Origin of the sequence: Clostridium sp. AF23-6LB, assembly GCF_003461085.1 — a bacterium.
Classification (GTDB): Bacteria; Bacillota; Clostridia; order Lachnospirales; family Lachnospiraceae; genus Coprococcus; species Coprococcus ammoniilyticus.
Genome location: NZ_QTWK01000001.1, coordinates 707,690 through 724,850, shown reverse-complemented (window position 1 = coordinate 724,850; position 17,161 = coordinate 707,690). Strand labels below are relative to the sequence as shown.

General features: G+C 41.4%; 17 protein-coding genes. 16 read left to right on the top strand and 1 reads right to left on the bottom strand.

The window, feature by feature from the left end:
• Positions 1-130: 130 nt before the first annotated feature.
• The 12 genes from DWY07_RS03280 to guaA all read left to right on the top strand — a co-directional run bounded on the left by DWY07_RS03280 (position 131) and on the right by guaA (position 12,971).
• A complete protein-coding gene (locus DWY07_RS03280; RefSeq protein WP_226801056.1) occupies positions 131-1,255 on the top strand; it encodes a putative manganese transporter in 1,125 nt (374 codons plus the stop codon).
• Between the two features lie 27 nt (positions 1,256-1,282).
• Complete coding sequence (locus tag DWY07_RS03275; RefSeq protein WP_117822190.1) at positions 1,283-2,017, top strand: SDR family NAD(P)-dependent oxidoreductase; 735 nt, start codon at positions 1,283-1,285, stop codon at positions 2,015-2,017.
• A 100-nt stretch (positions 2,018-2,117) separates the two neighbouring features.
• On the top strand, positions 2,118-2,360 hold the full coding sequence (locus tag DWY07_RS03270) for a hypothetical protein (RefSeq protein WP_117808322.1): 243 nt from the start codon (positions 2,118-2,120) through the stop codon (positions 2,358-2,360).
• A gap of 350 nt (positions 2,361-2,710) precedes the next feature.
• Entirely contained in the window at positions 2,711-3,268 is a 558-nt protein-coding gene (locus tag DWY07_RS03265; RefSeq protein WP_021943140.1) for a LytR C-terminal domain-containing protein, read from the top strand.
• 159 nt (positions 3,269-3,427) lie between these two features.
• Positions 3,428-4,300: a YitT family protein gene (locus DWY07_RS03260; RefSeq protein ID WP_117822189.1), complete on the top strand. Its 873-nt coding sequence runs from the start codon at positions 3,428-3,430 to the stop codon at positions 4,298-4,300.
• Between the two features lie 197 nt (positions 4,301-4,497).
• Positions 4,498-5,610, top strand: a complete 1,113-nt coding sequence (ugpC, locus tag DWY07_RS03255) for a sn-glycerol-3-phosphate ABC transporter ATP-binding protein UgpC (protein WP_021943138.1) — start codon at positions 4,498-4,500, stop codon at positions 5,608-5,610.
• A 207-nt stretch (positions 5,611-5,817) separates the two neighbouring features.
• Positions 5,818-6,906, top strand: a complete 1,089-nt coding sequence (locus DWY07_RS03250) for a helix-turn-helix domain-containing protein (protein ID WP_021943137.1) — start codon at positions 5,818-5,820, stop codon at positions 6,904-6,906.
• A 128-nt stretch (positions 6,907-7,034) separates the two neighbouring features.
• The gene (gene ftsE, locus DWY07_RS03245) at positions 7,035-7,721 is read left to right on the top strand and encodes a cell division ATP-binding protein FtsE (RefSeq protein WP_021943136.1); all 687 of its coding nucleotides are present in this window, start codon (positions 7,035-7,037) and stop codon (positions 7,719-7,721) included.
• Positions 7,711-8,619, top strand: a complete 909-nt coding sequence (gene ftsX / locus DWY07_RS03240; RefSeq protein ID WP_117822188.1) for a permease-like cell division protein FtsX — start codon at positions 7,711-7,713, stop codon at positions 8,617-8,619. The genes ftsE and ftsX overlap by 11 nt, the downstream gene beginning before the upstream one ends.
• A 13-nt stretch (positions 8,620-8,632) precedes the next feature.
• Positions 8,633-9,856, top strand: coding sequence for a M23 family metallopeptidase (locus DWY07_RS03235; RefSeq protein ID WP_021943134.1), 1,224 nt, complete (start codon positions 8,633-8,635; stop codon positions 9,854-9,856).
• A gap of 222 nt (positions 9,857-10,078) precedes the next feature.
• The gene (locus DWY07_RS03230) at positions 10,079-11,347 is read left to right on the top strand and encodes a S41 family peptidase (protein ID WP_226801055.1); all 1,269 of its coding nucleotides are present in this window, start codon (positions 10,079-10,081) and stop codon (positions 11,345-11,347) included.
• Between the two features lie 82 nt (positions 11,348-11,429).
• Positions 11,430-12,971 carry a glutamine-hydrolyzing GMP synthase gene (gene guaA / locus DWY07_RS03225; RefSeq protein ID WP_044944527.1) on the top strand — a complete coding sequence of 514 codons (1,542 nt, stop codon included), beginning with the start codon at positions 11,430-11,432 and terminating at the stop codon, positions 12,969-12,971.
• A gap of 292 nt (positions 12,972-13,263) precedes the next feature.
• On the opposite strand, the gene DWY07_RS03220 is transcribed toward guaA, so the two are convergent.
• On the bottom strand, positions 13,264-13,794 hold the full coding sequence (locus DWY07_RS03220; RefSeq protein ID WP_009247529.1) for a helix-turn-helix transcriptional regulator: 531 nt from the start codon (positions 13,792-13,794) through the stop codon (positions 13,264-13,266).
• A gap of 448 nt (positions 13,795-14,242) precedes the next feature.
• Between DWY07_RS03220 and DWY07_RS03215 the strand changes: the two genes are divergently transcribed.
• Genes DWY07_RS03215 through DWY07_RS03200 form a run of 4 tightly spaced genes read left to right on the top strand, consistent with a single transcriptional unit; the run spans position 14,243 to position 16,992 of the window.
• Complete coding sequence (locus DWY07_RS03215; protein ID WP_009247528.1) at positions 14,243-14,431, top strand: transcriptional regulator; 189 nt, start codon at positions 14,243-14,245, stop codon at positions 14,429-14,431.
• Positions 14,432-15,523, top strand: coding sequence for a site-specific integrase (locus DWY07_RS03210; protein ID WP_009247527.1), 1,092 nt, complete (start codon positions 14,432-14,434; stop codon positions 15,521-15,523).
• The gene (locus tag DWY07_RS03205) at positions 15,513-15,848 is read left to right on the top strand and encodes a hypothetical protein (RefSeq protein WP_009247526.1); all 336 of its coding nucleotides are present in this window, start codon (positions 15,513-15,515) and stop codon (positions 15,846-15,848) included. Before DWY07_RS03210 ends, DWY07_RS03205 begins: the two co-directional genes overlap by 11 nt.
• Positions 15,838-16,992, top strand: a complete 1,155-nt coding sequence (locus tag DWY07_RS03200; RefSeq protein WP_009247525.1) for an AAA family ATPase — start codon at positions 15,838-15,840, stop codon at positions 16,990-16,992. Before DWY07_RS03205 ends, DWY07_RS03200 begins: the two co-directional genes overlap by 11 nt.
• The last annotated feature ends 169 nt before the right edge of the window (positions 16,993-17,161 follow it).

The window sequence follows — 17,161 nt, the reverse complement described above, 5'->3', positions numbered from 1 at the left end:
AGATAACAGGAATTTCCATGCTGAAAATTGAATATTTCTGATAATAGGAGTTGACATTGGGGAAAATAATGCTATAATCTGATAATGCAACTTGGTTGCAAATTATATTTTTAGGAATGAGATGGATAGTATGGAATTGTTATTTGATTCGTTTTCAGATGCACTGATCGATAGTGTAAAATTAATACCATTTTTATTAGTGACATATCTGCTGATGGAATGGTTGGAGCAGAGAACAGAAGAAAAGCAGAAGCAATATATGCAGTCTGCCGGTGCGTTTGGTCCGTTGGCAGGTGGAGCACTTGGAATCGTTCCACAGTGTGGATTTTCCTGTGTGGCAGCGAACCTTTACAGTGGTGGTGTGATTACAGCAGGAGTTTTGCTTGCAGTATTTATGTCAACCTCTGATGAGATGCTCCCGATCTTTATTTCGCATACAGTAAATGCCGGTACAATTATTCGTATCCTGCTTACAAAAATGTGCATTGCGGTCGTTACAGGTTATGCAGTCGATCTTGCAAATAAATATATTCGCAGAAGATATCTGGCAGGAAGAAAAACGAAGCGTACAGCGTCTTCAAAAAACGATAATTCTAAAATTACAGACAGTGCAGATGAATCAAAGCATTCTGGATATTCCGTTCAGGCAGCACAGACAGTCAATGCAGAATGTACACATAATAAAGATACTCATACACATAATGGAAAAAGTGTGCATGTGCATGATGAAAAAATTATTCATACCGACGATGAAAAAAGTACACACACACATCATGGACATATCCACTATGATGGTACAGACATAGAAGAAAAACATATCCATGATCTGTGCGAGCAGGAACACTGCAACTGCGAGGACGGAATCTGGATGTCGGCATTAAAGCACACCTTGAAGATTACGGTATTTATCCTGGCGGTATCCTTTGTGTTAAATATTATTATCGGTATCGCAGGGGAAGATGCGATTGGAAGACTTCTTGGTGATGTACCGTTCCTTGGAGAAGCAATGGCGGCACTGATTGGACTGATACCAAACTGCGCACCATCTGTTATTATTACGGAGCTTTATCTGGATGGTATGCTCAGTGCCGGAGCAATGATGTCAGGCCTGCTTGTCAGCGCAGGCGTAGGACTTCTGGTATTGTTCCGTATGAACCGCCACAGATTGAAAGAAAACATTATGGTCGTTGGAACCTTGTATGTTACCAGTGTGTGCTGGGGGTTGTTGATCAATCTGTTGGGTATCACATTTTAAATAGAAAGAACAGCGAGAACAGAAAGAATGGAGCAGAAAACAGCAATAGTTATCGGGGCATCAACAGGAATTGGTGCAGCAACGGCGGAAGCCCTTGCACAACAATATAAAAAAATAGCCATAACGTCATTTCGTCATCCGGAAAAGCTGAAAGAGGTTCAACAGAAGATACTTGCGCAGGGCACAGATTGTTATGCAGAGACCGGTGATGCCGGAGATTTTATATTTGTGAAGCAGTTTATAGAACATGTAACCGAACAGTTTGGGGAGAAGATTGATCTGTTGGTCAATAATGCCGGAATTTCTTATGTCGGACTGCTGACGGATATGGATGAAATGGACTGGAAAAGGATTATAGATACGAATATAACGTCAGTATTTAACACATGCCGGCAGGTTGTGCCATACATGGTGCATGCACATAAGGGACGTATTATCAACATTTCATCTGTATGGGGCAATGTTGGAGCCTCCTGTGAGGTAGCGTATTCAGCGACCAAAGGTGCGGTCAATGCATTCACAAAGGCACTTGCGAAGGAACTTGCACCAAGCGGCATAGCGGTAAATGCCATCGCATTTGGTGCAATTGATACTGCGATGAATGGACATCTGTCATTGGAAGAAAAAACCGTTCTGGAAGAGGAGATTCCGTTTGGCAGGATGGCTACAGAGAAAGAAGCCGCAGATTTTATCGTAACGACAGCAAATGCCGGCAGCTATCTGACCGGTCAGGTCCTGACCTTTGATGGTGGCTGGCAGTAGTCTGGTAAACGTTTGCATTTTCCCTAATTTTCTATTGAAAAATTGTTCATATTGCTATAAAATAATCTATGCAAAGTTGCGCAGATATGGGGTAGAGATTATGGGAATAAAGTTTATTAAAAAGAAAAAGAGTGAGGTTGCTGCGGCAAATACATTGGCAGATCTGAGAACGACAGTAGATAAAGATGGCAATGTTGAGATCGTTTCGAAGAATTTTACAATGACAACTAGTCAGCAGCCGAAGAAGGAAGCAGAGGCTTCGGAGTGGACATGTTGGGGCTGCGGACATGTAAACAGTGGAGAAGTTTGTGAGGTCTGTGGGAAAAAACGGGTACAGAAGTGAAAATATATGGAATCGGTTGATTTTTAAAACAGAGAGTATAGATGTGAAAAAGGATTCTTGTATGAAAACATATGAGGATTCTTTTTTATGTCTGGGAAATGGACAAAATACAGGATTGTATATTATATTGGTCTATCATTTGCCGCGGATAAATAAGAAATTGGAAATGCAGGTTGAAATTTAAAAGTACGTTTGGTATACTCATTAGGTGATTTTTAGGTATAATGAAGAATCATAGAAAAGTAATTTTTTTTTGGTGCATTTGTGATGCATGGAACTGGTAGGCTGTTTTAAGAACAATCGGATGTTCCTAGGATGCATTATAGTATATATTAAATGGAGGCCAGAAAATGGGAAAAAAAGTATTGAGATTATTTCTGGAAACAATGCTCAGAGCACTTGTAATTATTCTTGCAATCGGAATAGTTATTATGGGAGCACTGCTTATAAAGACCTTAGTAAAGAATAATTCTCTGAAAGACAGTAAGAAAACAACAAACGGAAAAGAAATTGTAACAGAAGCAGGAGATGAAAATGATCCTACCTTCAAGAATGGAGATGGAGAAAACAGTGGATCAGATGACTCAGACGAATCAGGTTCTGTTGCTTCCACAGATGCGAAGATCCTTGTTATCAATGCGACAGGAACAAGTGGCGTTGCCGGTGCATGGAAGACAGCATTAGAAGGCAAGGGCTATACTTCTGTAGAAGTTGGTACGTATACACAGTCTGCAATTGCAACCTCAAAGGTATGTGTATCGGGTTCATATGATGGAGCAGATCTTGCTGCTGAATTAACTTCGCCGGAGATGTCAACGGTAGATTCCGTAAGCGCATCTGATTGTGATGTATCAATTGATGGATATGATATTATCGTTATTATAGGAACTAGCGATATTAAAAATTAAACAGAACAACTGGAAGAACATGTATTTGTACAGGTTGCCCAAACAAAAAACAGGTATTGTCACAGAAGTGTGACAGTACCTGTTTTTTGTTTTAGATGCACATGACTACACTGGAATAAATCGGACATACTATAAAAAACTGTATGAAAGGCGGTTTATATGAAAAGTATTGGCGAAGTGATAGAAACATATGCATTGCTTACGGTGGCAGCATTTCTGATGTCGCTTGGGGTTGTCTGGATTTTTAACAGTGAACAGATCGTGCCGGGTGGTGTGACAGGAATTGGAATTATAATTGAGAATTTGACAAAAGGGATGGGAAACGGAGAAACAGGCATACCGGTCTGGCTGAGTAATCTGGTGATCAATATACCTCTTTTTATCTGCGGATATTTTCTATTGGAAAAGAAGAGCATGATAAGAACAGCATATACAACAGCCGTTTCAACAGTATTCATGGCGGCTATTCCCACATTTCCGCTTGCAACACAGGATAAGCTGCTGAATATGATCCTTGGCGGTGTTATGTTTGGCTGTGCTTATGGGCTGATGTTCCGGCAGAATGCTTCCTCCGGCGGTGTTGATCTGATGGCATTGATCCTGAATCATCTGCGGCATGATATAGGAGCACCATTATTTCTTGGCGGGATCGATCTGGCGATCGTTGTGGCAGGCGGACTGGCATTTGGATTTGAAAATATGCTGTATGCAGTTATTGCGATTGCGATATCGACAAAATTATCCGATGTGATCGTGCAGGGACTACGGCATGGAAAACTGGTATATATTATTTCTTCCCATTGTGAAGAGATCAAAGCCTGTATCATGAATGAGATTGGAAGAGGTGTGACGGTATTAAATACCAGAGGCGGTTACACGAATGAAGGGCGTGTAATGATTATTTCTGTTTTGTCAAGTAGGCAATTAGTAGAATTAAAAGATAAAATAAGGACAATTGATGAAAATTCTTTTCTCATTGTAGGGCAGGTTACGGAGGTTTTTGGTGAAGGTTTCACAAAATTCTCGTCTTAAATCTTCTTAAATCGATGCGAAAATCGTCAAAATGTTAGTTTTTTTGCGGTCGTATACAAAACAAACAAAACATTAAAATTTTTTTTGGGCAATAATCATATGGTTTAAAGAAGGGGAATGTTGTAAAATGACACTATGTTCAGAACGAATGAATAAATAAAACAATACTATATAATATTTACGGAGGTATTTGCAGAATGGCAAGTTTATCACTTAAGAACATCTATAAGGTATATCCTAACGGATTCAATGCTGTTAAGGATTTCAACCTTGAAATTGAAGATAAGGAGTTCATCATTTTCGTTGGACCTTCAGGATGTGGTAAGTCAACAACTCTTAGAATGATCGCAGGTCTTGAGGATATCAGCTCAGGTGAGTTATGGATCGGCGACAAGCTTGTAAATGACGTAGAGCCTAAGGACAGAGATATCGCAATGGTATTCCAGAACTACGCTCTGTATCCACATATGTCAGTATATGACAACATGGCATTCGGACTTAAGTTAAGAAAAGTTCCAAAGGAGAAGATCGACAAGGCTGTTCATGAAGCTGCTAAGATCCTTGACATTGAGCACTTACTTGACAGAAAGCCAAAGGCTTTATCAGGTGGTCAGAGACAGCGTGTAGCTATGGGTCGTGCAATTGTTCGTGAGCCTAAGGTATTCCTTATGGATGAGCCACTTTCAAACCTTGATGCGAAACTTCGTGTACAGATGCGTGTTGAGATTTCCAAGTTACATCAGAGATTACAGACAACCATCATTTACGTTACACATGACCAGACAGAGGCTATGACACTTGGTACAAGAATCGTAGTTATGAAGGATGGTATCATTCAGCAGGTAGATACACCACAGAACTTATACGATAAGCCATGTAACTTATTCGTAGCTGGTTTCATGGGTATGCCACCTATGAACTTCATTGATTGTAAGGTAGTTAAGTCTGGATCAGACATTCTCTTAATGTTCGGTTCACACTCAATCAAAGTTCCAGACAGCAAGGCTGAGAGACTTATCGCACTTGATGCAGTTGATAAGGAAGTTGTTCTTGGTATCCGTCCAGAAGATATCCACGATGAGCAGCTCTTCATCGAGTCTTCACCAGAAAGCGTTATTGATGCAAGAATCAATATCTATGAAATGTTAGGTGCAGAAGTTTACTTATACTTCACAATCGATCAGTTCGATATCACAGCAAGAGTTAATGCTCGTACAACAGCAAGACCTGGTGATACAGTTCAGTTCGCATTTGACTTAAGCAAGATTCATATCTTTGATAAGGAAACAGAGGAAATCTTAGTAAGCTAATAGATGCTACATACTTAATATTTATAAACAAAGAGGGAAAATGCAGAAAATTCTGCATTTTCTCTTTTTTTTTTTTGAAATATGTTTTAGAATAGGGACAGTAGTGTATTTTGTTATTCGTATGCTTTCCGGGAGGTTTATCCGTCGGGCAGAATGGATAAGGAAAGAATACAGAATCCGAATATAAGAATAAGGAGTGTAGAATATATGATATCGAACCAGATACTTCAGGATACGATTGATGGATTAAAGAATATTACAAGAACCGATTTATGTGTTCTTGATACAGAAGGTAAAATACTTGCATCAACATTTAAGGATGTCGATGACTGCGAAGAGGCAGTGCTTGCGTTTGTGGATTCCCCGGCAGAGAGTCAGGCAATTCGTGATTACCAGTTCTTCAAGGTATTTGACGATAACCAGTTAGAGCATATCTTACTTGCAAAAGGTGAGACAGATGATACCTATATGGTAGGTAAGATCGCAGCATTCCAGATCCAGAATCTGTTAGTTGCATACAAGGAGCGTTTTGATAAGGATAACTTTATCAAGAATCTTCTGCTGGATAATCTGCTTCTTGTTGATATTTACAACCGGGCAAAGAAACTGCATATCGATACAGATGTCAGAAGAATCGTATTTATCATTGAAACCAAGAATGAGAAGGATACCAATGCACTTGAGACGGTTCGTAATATCTTTTCAACAAAGACAAAGGATTTTATCACTGCTGTAGATGAGAAGAATATTATTCTTGTAAAGGAAGTAAAGCAGACAGAGTCCTATGATGATATGAATAAGATTGCAAAGGTTGTTGTAGATATGCTGAATACAGAGGTTATGTCTTCTGTTCATGTATCTTATGGTACGATCGTAAATGAGATTAAGGAAGTATCCCGTTCTTATAAAGAAGCAAAGATGGCACTGGATGTAGGAAAGATCTTCTACGAGAACCAGAATATCATCGCATACAGCAATCTGGGAATCGGACGTCTGATCTATCAGCTTCCACTTCCGCTTTGTAAGATGTTTATTCGTGAGATTTTCGATGGCAAGTCACCGGATGAATTCGACGAAGAAACACTTACGACGATTGATAAGTTCTTTGAGAACAGTCTGAATGTATCAGAGACATCCAGACAGTTATACATTCACAGAAATACTCTGGTTTATCGTCTGGATAAGCTTCAGAAGAGTACAGGCCTGGATCTTCGTGTATTTGAGGATGCGATCACATTTAAGATCGCGCTGATGGTTGTAAAATACATGAAGTATATGGAGTCATTAGATTATTAAAGGTAAAAGCTGGTCTCTTTGTAATATATTGTATGCATGATTTACACATATATTTCACATTTAGTTGCTATACTTGCAAATGCAAAGAGAGAGAAAGTACAGACAGTTAAAGTTGAAAGGAAACCATTATGATAGAGTTAGAGAATGTTACTATGACCTACCCGGGTGGTATGACGGCTCTGAAGAATGTTAATATCAATATAGAAAAAGGCGAGTTTGTCTTTATCGTTGGAAGCAGTGGATCTGGTAAAACGACATTGATCAAGCTCTTATTAAAGGAACTAGATCCGACATCCGGTTCTATCCGTGTAGCGGGATATAATTATAAAACGATCAAAAAGAAGAATATCCCAAAGGTCAGAAGAAAGATTGGAGTTGTATTCCAGAACTTCCGACTGTTAAAGGATCGTACCATCTATGAGAATGTCGCATTTGCACAGAGAGTTATACAGACTCCTGCAAGATATATCAGAAGACGAGTACCTGCTATGCTGACGCTGGTAGGACTTGCTGATAAGTACAAGTCATATCCAAAGGAGTTATCCGGTGGTGAACAGCAGAGAGTTGCCATGGCAAGAGCTTTGGTAAATAATCCTGAGATCATCCTTGCCGATGAGCCAACCGGTAACCTGGATCCGAAGAACTCAGAGGATATTATGGAGCTGCTGGACGATATCAATAAACGTGGAACGACAGTTGTTGTAGTTACACATAATAAGGATATCGTAAATGAGATGCGAAAGAGAGTAATCACACTGAAGAAGGGTGTGGTTATCAGCGATGAAAAACAAGGTGGTTATATAGATGAAGATTAGTACATTCTTTTATATCCTGAAACAGGGATTTACAAACATCAGAAGAAATATATTGTTCTCCCTTGCATCCATCGGTACAATTATTTCGTGTTTGTTTATATTTGGTATTGTATATGCAGTTGTTGTTAACTTCCAGTCCGGAATGCAGGATCTGGAGAACAACGTAACGATATCTATCTTTTTTGATGAAGATATTCCGGATGAAACGGTTCAGTTGATCGGAGAGCAGATCCGTGTTCTCGATTATGTGAACACAATGGATTTTATCAGTGCAGATGAAGCATTTGATAAATTCTGTGAGCAGAACTATGATGATCCGGAGGCAGCAAAAGCAGCTTTTGGTGATGACAATCCGTTAAAGAATTCTGCTTCTTATGAGGTAACATTGAAGGATGTATCCAAACAGGCTGAATTTGTAGCATTTGCAAAGGGACTGGACGGTGTAAGAAATGTCAGAAGCTCAGAGGTAACGGCTGATAGTATTTCGACATTATCATCACTGGTCGGTTATGCTTCCGTCGGTATCGTTGTGATACTGATGCTGGTATCTATCTTCCTGATCAGTAATACGATCACGATCGGTATTACCGTTCGTAAGGAAGAAATTGCGATCATGAAGCTGATCGGTGCAACAAACTTTTTTGTACGTGCACCGTTCATAATAGAAGGTATTATTATCGGAGCAGTCGGTTCTGTTATTCCGCTTTATCTGTTATATATTATGTATCAGAAGATTCTAGAATATGTGGCAGGACGATTTGCAGTTCTGACATCAGTATTTGCATTTGTAAGCAAAGAGGAACTGTTCCGTACGATGGTACCGGTAGGCTTAATACTTGGTATAGGTGTAGGTTTGTTTGGTAGTTTGATCACTACCAGAAAACATTTGAAGGTTTAAGGGAGGTTTTATTTTGAAGAAATTTCAGATCCCATTGATGAAGAAATTCAAAAAGACAGCAATTGTTGTCGTATGTGCAGTTGCACTTGCGGCAATACCGCCGGTTTCCAATGTCTCAGCAACTACCATGCAGGAGGCACAGGACAGCAAGAATGAAGCTGAGGGAAATAAAAAAGATGCACAGAATGTGCTGGATGGCCTGCAGGAGAGACAGAACCAGTTGATCAGTGATGTTGAAGTGCTTGATAAACAGGTTTCTGATATTCAGACAAAGATCACTGCAAAAGAGGAAGAAGAAAATCAGTTGAATACTGAGATCGATGATACAAAGAAAAAGCTTGCAGAAGCCCAGGTTGATGAAGATAATCAGTATGCAGCAATGATGAAGCGTATTCAGTATCTTTATGAAAACGGAGAGGTAGAATACATAGACACACTGATGTCATCTGCTTCCTTTACAGATATGTTGAATAAATCAGAATATGTTGAGCAGATTTCAAGCTATGACCAGAAACAGTTAAATGCATTGATTCAGACCAGACAGGATATTCAGGATTACGAAGCAACACTGGAAAAAGACCTGAAAGAGGTTGAGAGTGTTAAGGCTGATCTTGAAACTGAAAAAGATAATCTGAATACAACAATTACAGAGAAGAATAATAAGATCGCAGAGTATTCCAAGGATATTGACGCTCAGACAGCTATGGTTGAACAGTATCAGAAAGAGATTGATGCAGCAGATGCAGAGATGGCAGCCATTCAGAAGCGACTGGATGAGCAGCGTGCAGCACAGCAGCAGAGTGGCGGCAGCAGCGGCAGCAGTGAGCCACAGTACTATACACCAAGCGGTGGTTCTTACATGTGGCCTGCTACACAGGGAAGCCGGATCAGTTCTTACTTCGGACCAAGATCTTCACCTACAGCAGGTGCAAGTTCGAACCATAAGGGAATTGATATTCCATGTCCAACCGGTAGTGATATTGTTGCATCAGCAGCAGGTACAGTTGTTGTATCACAATACAGCTCATCTGCGGGATACTACATCATGATCGATCATGGAAATGGTGTATCGACAGTATATATGCATAATTCCCAGTTGGTTGTCAGTGTAGGACAGAGTGTTGAACAGGGACAAGTAATTGCCAAGGCAGGAAGTACCGGATACAGTACGGGTTCCCATTGCCATTTTGGAGTTATGATCAATGGATCTTATGTAAATCCACTGGATTACCTGTAAAAAGACAGAAAGCTGGGATTCATACATGTATGATAACCAGTCAGAATTGTAAGATTTTACAGAATTACACATAGGATAAAACGACAGACAGATCGGGTGAAAGCTGGATTTGTCTGTTGTCGTTTATAAAAGGAAATTTTCGGGAGATATTCAAAAGGCTAACGTGATACAGATGAATATGAATGATTATTTCTAAGAATATGAAAGGATGCAGAATGTGCGATGCGCATTGCAAAAGGTAAAATGAAGCATAATTTTAAGAAATGGATTCTTGGTGCGGCAGTTATAGCCGGATGTGCGGGAATGATGGGATGCTCCTTTACGAAGGACAATACAAAAAGCGGCGATTTGAATACGGATGCCGGAAAACGGCATGATAATCTGGAATACAATGGTTCAGTCGTGGATGAAGATACACTGGAGAAGCTTGCAAGTCTGGAGACGATCATTGATCAGTCGTATTATTTTGACACATCGGATGAGGATATGCAGAATGGTCTGTATGCCGGGCTGATCGAGGCATTGGATGATCCATATGCAAAATATTATACCCCAGAGGAATTTGCAAAATTGCAGGAAGACAGTTCCGGAGAATATGCGGGCATCGGTGTTGTTGTGAGACAGGATGAAGATACTGGATATGCAATCGCAGTCAGCATTACAGAAGATTCCCCGGCATCAGAAGCTGATATTAAGCCGGATGATCTGATCTGTAAGATCGATGATTATGAGATTCAGGAATCTGATGATCTGGACTATCTGGTTACAAAGATCCGTGGAGAAGAAGGTACGGATGTCACTCTTGAGATCTACAGACCAAGCGAACGGAAGTACCATACAGTAACCCTTACAAGAAGAAAACTGGAAAACAGTACAGTTTCTTATTATATGGCAGATACAGATAAGAAGATCGGCTATGTCCGTGTAACACAGTTTGTTGCGAATACAGGTGATTTGTTCAGAAAAGCAGTAGAAGATCTGAAATCACAGGGAATGACAGCGCTGATGATCGATCTCCGTTCCGATCCGGGTGGAATGTTATCAACGGTTGTTGATATGTGTGATTATCTGCTTCCTGCCGGTAAGATCGTATATCAGGAAGATAAGAATGGAAATGTCTTATCAACGTATGAGTCTACGGATGAAGAGCAGCTAGATCTACCGATGGTAGTGCTCGTAAACGGAGAAAGTGCAAGCGCATCCGAGATCATGACAGCGGCATTAAAAGAATATGGCGTAGCAACGATTGTTGGCGAGAACACATATGGAAAGGGAATCGTACAGTCGGTTATTCCGCTTTCTGATGGCTCAGCAATAAAGCTTACAACTGCCAAATATTTCACACCAAATGGAAATGATATTCACAAGAAGGGTGTAGCACCGGACATCGAAGTAGAACTTCCGGAGGATTATGTTTCCGATGATTTCCAGGGCGAGAAAGATACACAGTATCAGAAGGGGCTGGAAGTCTTGCGCGGGAACGTAAAATAGAGTAGGATTAGGTGTAGAAAATAGAGTAATTACATGGTATAATCAAAAATAACGTGTTAAGAAAAATAAAGGAGAAACTTTCATGAATAAGGAATTGATTATCGTACTGGACTTTGGTGGACAGTACAATCAGCTTATTGCACGAAGGGTCAGAGAATGTAATGTTTATGCAGAAGTACATCCGTACACTATGAGCATTGACGAGATCAAGAAGATGAACCCGAAAGGCATTATTTTCACTGGTGGACCGAATAGTGTATACAAGGCTGATTCACCAAGTTACAGCAAGGAAATTTTTGAACTGGGTATTCCAATCCTTGGAATCTGTTATGGTTCACAGTTGATGGCACATGTACTCGGTGGCAAGGTAGCAACTGCTCCGGTCAGTGAATATGGCAGAACTGAGGTAACAGTGGATAAGAATTCCATTTTGTTTAAAGATGTAAATAAATCAACGATCTGCTGGATGAGTCATACCGACTATATCGCAGAAGCACCGGAAGGATTTGTATCAACTGCAACGACTCCAAACTGTCCATTTGCGGCAATGGAAAATGCAGAGAAGAATTTATATGCAACACAGTTCCATCCAGAGGTTATGCACACAGAAGAGGGAATGAAGATGCTTCGTGCATTTGTCATGGATGTATGTAAATGCTCCGGTGACTGGAAGATGGATTCTTTCGTTGAAGATACGATCAAGAGTCTGCGTGAGAAGATTGGAAATGGCAAGGTGCTCTGTGCATTATCCGGTGGTGTAGATTCGTCGGTTGCAGCCGTTCTGTTATCCAAGGCAGTTGGTAAGCAGCTTACCTGTGTATTTGTCGATCAGGGACTTCTTCGTAAGAACGAGGGTGATGAGGTCGAGGCAGTATTTGGTCCGGACGGTCCATATGATCTGAACTTCATCCGTGTAAATGCGCAGGATCGTTTCTACCAGAAACTTGCAGGAGTTGTTGAACCGGAAGCAAAACGTAAGATCATCGGTGAAGAATTTATTCGTGTATTTGAGGAAGAAGCAAAGAAGATCGGTGCTGTCGACTTCTTAGTACAGGGAACAATTTATCCTGACGTGATCGAATCCGGTCTTGGAAAATCTGCAACGATCAAGAGCCACCACAACGTAGGCGGACTTCCGGATTATGTTGATTTTAAAGAAATCGTTGAACCGCTTCGTCTCCTGTTCAAGGACGAGGTTCGTAAAGCTGGTCGTGAGCTTGGCATCCCAGAGTATCTGGTAAGCCGTCAGCCATTCCCAGGTCCGGGTCTTGGAATCCGTATCGTTGGGGAAGTAACTGCTGAGAAGGTTAAGATCGTTCAGGATGCTGACTATATCTACCGTGAGGAGATTGCAAAAGCAGGTCTTGATAAAGGACTTGGACAGTATTTTGCAGCTCTTACCAACATGCGTTCTGTTGGTGTTATGGGCGATGAACGTACCTACGACTATGCAGTTGCACTTCGGGCCGTATGCACCAGCGATTTCATGACTGCTGACTGCGCGGATATTCCGTTTGAAGTATTGCAGAGAGTAATGACAAGAATTATTAATGAAGTGAAGGGTGTCAATCGAGTAATGTATGATCTGACGAGTAAGCCACCTGGAACGATTGAGTTTGAATAAATCGAGTTGCTTAAAAAAGCCAGTGTTTATGCGGGTTTCAGCGATTTCGATTAGTCTTTTGATAACAAATTGATAACAGTCATAGCAAGTGCCATTATTCTTGTTATCCAGTGGTTTATGGGTAACGGAACAATTAACAGGTGGCTTGCAGACTAAAGTTCGGAGCTTGGCTCTGAACAAATTCCATATTATAAACTAAGCCCTTAGCTGTGGTTAATAACCATAGTTAAGGGCTTTTTTGTCGTTGCCAAAGCATCTGTAGGGAGCTGCCAGTGGCAGGTCCTGTAGGTGCTTATTTATCTTTCAAGTGGTCTTTGAATGCTTCCACGAGAGCGTCACTTAATTCCTGTGATGGAACTTTTGCCCAACGCTGTGTGGTGTCGAACTCTGGATAATGGTAACGCCAGTTATCGTATTCTTCTCTGTTGATTTCTTCGGAAGATAGCTTGTCTGCCTGTTCTTTCCAAGCATACAGCATTTTGAGGAGTTCATATGCTTCTCTGCCTTTGTCCTTGTTGACCTTTAAGCATACCTCTCCGTCTGCTTCACTGACAGTAAGACCGTAAATATCTTCAAGGGTAAACAGAGTGTGCATAAGACCGATATAGCTGTCTATGTCAGGAACATCAAGAGCCTGTGGAGAAACATCAAGCACCTGTGCCAATGCATTTGTAAGGTCTGCTTTCGGTTTGCGTGTACCAGTTTCGTACTGTGCCAAACGCACATCAGCACTCTTTTCTGGAAAACCGATTGCTGTACCGAGATACTTTTGTGTCATACCACGCATTAGTCTGAAAAAATGTATTCTTTCGCTGATAGCCATAATGATACGCTCCTTTTATATTTAGTGAAATAAGTATAGCAGAAATGTTTAGTGGAAGTCAAGAAAAACCGAAACAAAAATGTTTAATATTTTCTTTGCAACCACTTGACAATAGCAAATATGTTTAGTAAAATAAATTACGAATTAAACAAATATGCTTAATGCGACAACTGAATGACCGTCCGAAAAGCCAAACCGCCAAGACCTCGTCGGAGCAAGTTCCGTATCGTTCGCTTGTGTGCAAGCACAAAAGCTCATTCGCTGCACTGCTCCTCCTCTTCCCCAAAAGTCTCCGACTTTTCGGGAACCCCTATACGAGCGAGCGCCTGATGTACTGCGGTGCATTGGGACAGCACAGCGCCTGCCGACAAGCAGGAGTGCCTGTTGGAACTTTAACACGGAGAAAGCGGCAAGCAAAAAATTATTTTAAGAAAGGAAGAAAAAGGATATGGAAAACAGATTTATCCGAGCCGAAGATGTGGCTCAGGAACTAAACGTATCAAAACCTTATGCATATAAACTCATCAGACAATTAAATGAGGAATTGAAAGCAAAGGGCTTTATTACGATTGCAGGGCGTGTAAATCGCCAGTATTTTTACGAAAGGCTCTACGGAGCAGGAAAGGGGGAAATGTAAATGCCGGTATTTAAGAATGAAGATAACGGTACTTGGTATGTGATGGCAAGGTATGTGAACTGGAAAGGGGAACGCAAGCAGAAATGCAAGCGTGGCTTTGCTACCAAACGAGAAGCACAGGAATGGGAAAGAATGTTCAAATTGCAGACTTCTTCAGACCTTGATATGAGTTTTGAAGCCTTTACGGAGCTTTATATCAATGATGTGAAGAACCGTTTGAAGGAAAACACGTGGCTTACCAAAGAGCATATCATACGCACAAAGATACTTCCGTATTTCGGGAAACTGAAAATCAGCGAGATTTCCACAAAGGAGATTATTACTTGGCAGAATGAAATGCTTGCCTATCGTGATGAGAAGAAAAAGCCTTATTCACAGACGTATCTGAAAACGCTGCACAATCAGTTGTCCGCCATTTTCAATCACGCTGTCCGCTACTATGAACTGCGTTCCAATCCTGCGGCAAAGGTGGGAAATATGGGACGTGAGGAACACAAGGAAATGCTGTTCTGGACAAAGGAAGAATACAAGAAATTCTCTTTTGAGATGATGGACAAGCCTGTTTCCTTTTATGCGTTTGAAATGCTTTACTGGTGCGGTATCCGAGAGGGCGAGCTGTTAGCTTTGACTCCGGCAGATTTCAACTTTGATAAGGAAACAGTCACAATCAATAAATCCTATCAGCGTTTGAAAGGGCAGGATGTGATTACTTCTCCGAAAACGAAAAAGAGCAACCGCACGATTAAAATGCCGAAGTTTCTGTGTGAGGAAATGAAAGAATATCTCGGTATGCTTTACGGATTGAAGAAGAAAGACCGTATCTTTACGGTGACGAAAAGCTATCTTCATCACGAGATGGACAGAGGGGCAAAGGCGGCAGGCGTGAAGCGTATCCGCATTCACGATCTCCGTCACAGCCACATTTCACTCTTGATTGATATGGGCTTTTCTGCGGTGGCGATTGCTGACCGAGTTGGTCACGAAAGTATTGATATTACTTATCAGTACGCACACCTCTTTCCGTCAAAGCAGATTGAGATGGCAGAAAAATTAGATGATTTAGGGAAAGGAGATTTTGAAAATGTCAGCTAAGAACAGAGATAACAAAAATCGTTGGAGGAATATCACAGTAGGGTTTCGAGTATCGCCCGAAGAAAACGAACTCATTAACAGAGCTGTAGCTCTATCAGGATTGCCAAAACAGGAGTATTGTTACCGCCGTTGCTTAAATCAGGATGTGGTGGTACAGGGCAATCCGAGAGTGTATAAGGCGTTGAAAACGGAATTTGCCACAGTCCTTGCGGAACTGAAAAGGATTGAAGCAGGAAAAGGTGTGGATGATGAACTGCTGAGTGTAATAGAACTGATTTCCATTATTCTCGGCGGTTTGAAAGGAGAGGATGCGAATGGAGAATAAAAAAGAAATGACTATTCCAAATGTATCTGCGGCAACAGATGCGGAACAGTCACTTTCCAAATGTACTGACAATAGTATAGTCAATCAGGATACGGATTTCAAGGGGTACGAGCAATCTTTTGAAGAAATGCAAAGGGAAATACTCAGACAGTTAGACCCTTCCTATCTGAAAACAGTATCAATGACAACGCTGTATGATACGGTGTTTGAGGTTCAGACACCACTTATCGACGGTCTGCTCCAAAGGGGAACTTACCTTTTCGTAGGTTCCCCGAAAGTGGGAAAGAGCTTTATGATGGCACAGCTTGCCTATCATATCAGCACAGGCACACCGCTTTGGGAGTATAAGGTGCGTAAGGCAACGGTGCTTTATTTTGCCCTTGAAGATGATTACCCACGTTTGCAGAAGCGATTGTTTCAGATGTTCGGTGCAAAGGAGACAGGCAATCTGTATTTCGCAACGGAATGTAAAACGGTCAATGGCGGACTGGAAGAACAGATAAGAGGGTTTATGAGGGAACACCCAGACACAGGCTTGATTATCATAGACACCTTAAAGCGTGTGCGTGAAGCAGGCGGAGCAGATTACAGCTACGCAAGTGATTATGATGTTGTGGCAAGGCTGAAAGCGTTGGCAGACAGTTACAAGGTTTCAATGCTTATTGTTCATCATACACGCAAACAAAAATCGGAAGATATATTCGATATGATTTCAGGCACGAATGGTCTGATGGGTGCGGCAGACGGTGCATTTGTTCTCAGTAAGGACAAGCGTACTTCCAACAATGCCACACTTGATGTTGCTGGCAGAGACCAGCAGGATATGAAAATCCATCTTGTAAGGGACAGCGAGCGATTGGTGTGGAACTTTGCAAAATCGGAAACGGAGATGTGGAAAGAACCGCCCGAACCTCTGCTTGAGAAGATAGCGGATACGCTCTTTTCGGAAAGTGACAGATGGGAAGGAACTGCTTCGGAACTTTGCGAAAGGCTTGCGGTGGATATAAAGCCGAATGTACTTTCTTTAAGGCTCAGTATCAACGCAAGCAGGCTGTTTCGTGATTACGGTATCCGTTATCAGAACAGCCGCACACACGACGGAAGAAAGGTTTCACTTTGGAAAGAAACCGAGCAGACGGCGTGACAAACGGTGTCAAAGGTGTCAATGTTTTTGAGAGCAGCACGCTGTGAAAAACATTGTCACCATCGTCACACTTTGACACCGGATAAAGTTTAGGGGAGTGTGCAGAGAGTGCCTTTTCAAAGGCGGCTCTTTGGTCTCGCCTGCTGGCTCGGTCGGTTCGCAGGCGTGT

Bases quoted from the DNA above. Each gene is read 5' to 3' on its own strand.
- DWY07_RS03280 (WP_226801056.1), top strand. From the start codon at position 131: ATGGAATTGTTATTTGATTCGTTTTCAGATGCACTGATCGATAGTGTA.
- DWY07_RS03275 (WP_117822190.1), top strand. From the start codon at position 1,283: ATGGAGCAGAAAACAGCAATAGTTATCGGGGCATCAACAGGAATTGGT.
- DWY07_RS03270 (WP_117808322.1), top strand. From the start codon at position 2,118: ATGGGAATAAAGTTTATTAAAAAGAAAAAGAGTGAGGTTGCTGCGGCA.
- DWY07_RS03265 (WP_021943140.1), top strand. From the start codon at position 2,711: ATGGGAAAAAAAGTATTGAGATTATTTCTGGAAACAATGCTCAGAGCA.
- DWY07_RS03260 (WP_117822189.1), top strand. From the start codon at position 3,428: ATGAAAAGTATTGGCGAAGTGATAGAAACATATGCATTGCTTACGGTG.
- ugpC (WP_021943138.1), top strand. From the start codon at position 4,498: ATGGCAAGTTTATCACTTAAGAACATCTATAAGGTATATCCTAACGGA.
- DWY07_RS03250 (WP_021943137.1), top strand. From the start codon at position 5,818: ATGATATCGAACCAGATACTTCAGGATACGATTGATGGATTAAAGAAT.
- ftsE (WP_021943136.1), top strand. From the start codon at position 7,035: ATGATAGAGTTAGAGAATGTTACTATGACCTACCCGGGTGGTATGACG.
- ftsX (WP_117822188.1), top strand. From the start codon at position 7,711: ATGAAGATTAGTACATTCTTTTATATCCTGAAACAGGGATTTACAAAC.
- DWY07_RS03230 (WP_226801055.1), top strand. From the start codon at position 10,079: ATGCGCATTGCAAAAGGTAAAATGAAGCATAATTTTAAGAAATGGATT.
- guaA (WP_044944527.1), top strand. From the start codon at position 11,430: ATGAATAAGGAATTGATTATCGTACTGGACTTTGGTGGACAGTACAAT.
- DWY07_RS03220 (WP_009247529.1), bottom strand. From the start codon at position 13,794: ATGGCTATCAGCGAAAGAATACATTTTTTCAGACTAATGCGTGGTATG.
- DWY07_RS03215 (WP_009247528.1), top strand. From the start codon at position 14,243: ATGGAAAACAGATTTATCCGAGCCGAAGATGTGGCTCAGGAACTAAAC.
- DWY07_RS03210 (WP_009247527.1), top strand. From the start codon at position 14,432: ATGCCGGTATTTAAGAATGAAGATAACGGTACTTGGTATGTGATGGCA.
- DWY07_RS03205 (WP_009247526.1), top strand. From the start codon at position 15,513: ATGTCAGCTAAGAACAGAGATAACAAAAATCGTTGGAGGAATATCACA.
- DWY07_RS03200 (WP_009247525.1), top strand. From the start codon at position 15,838: ATGGAGAATAAAAAAGAAATGACTATTCCAAATGTATCTGCGGCAACA.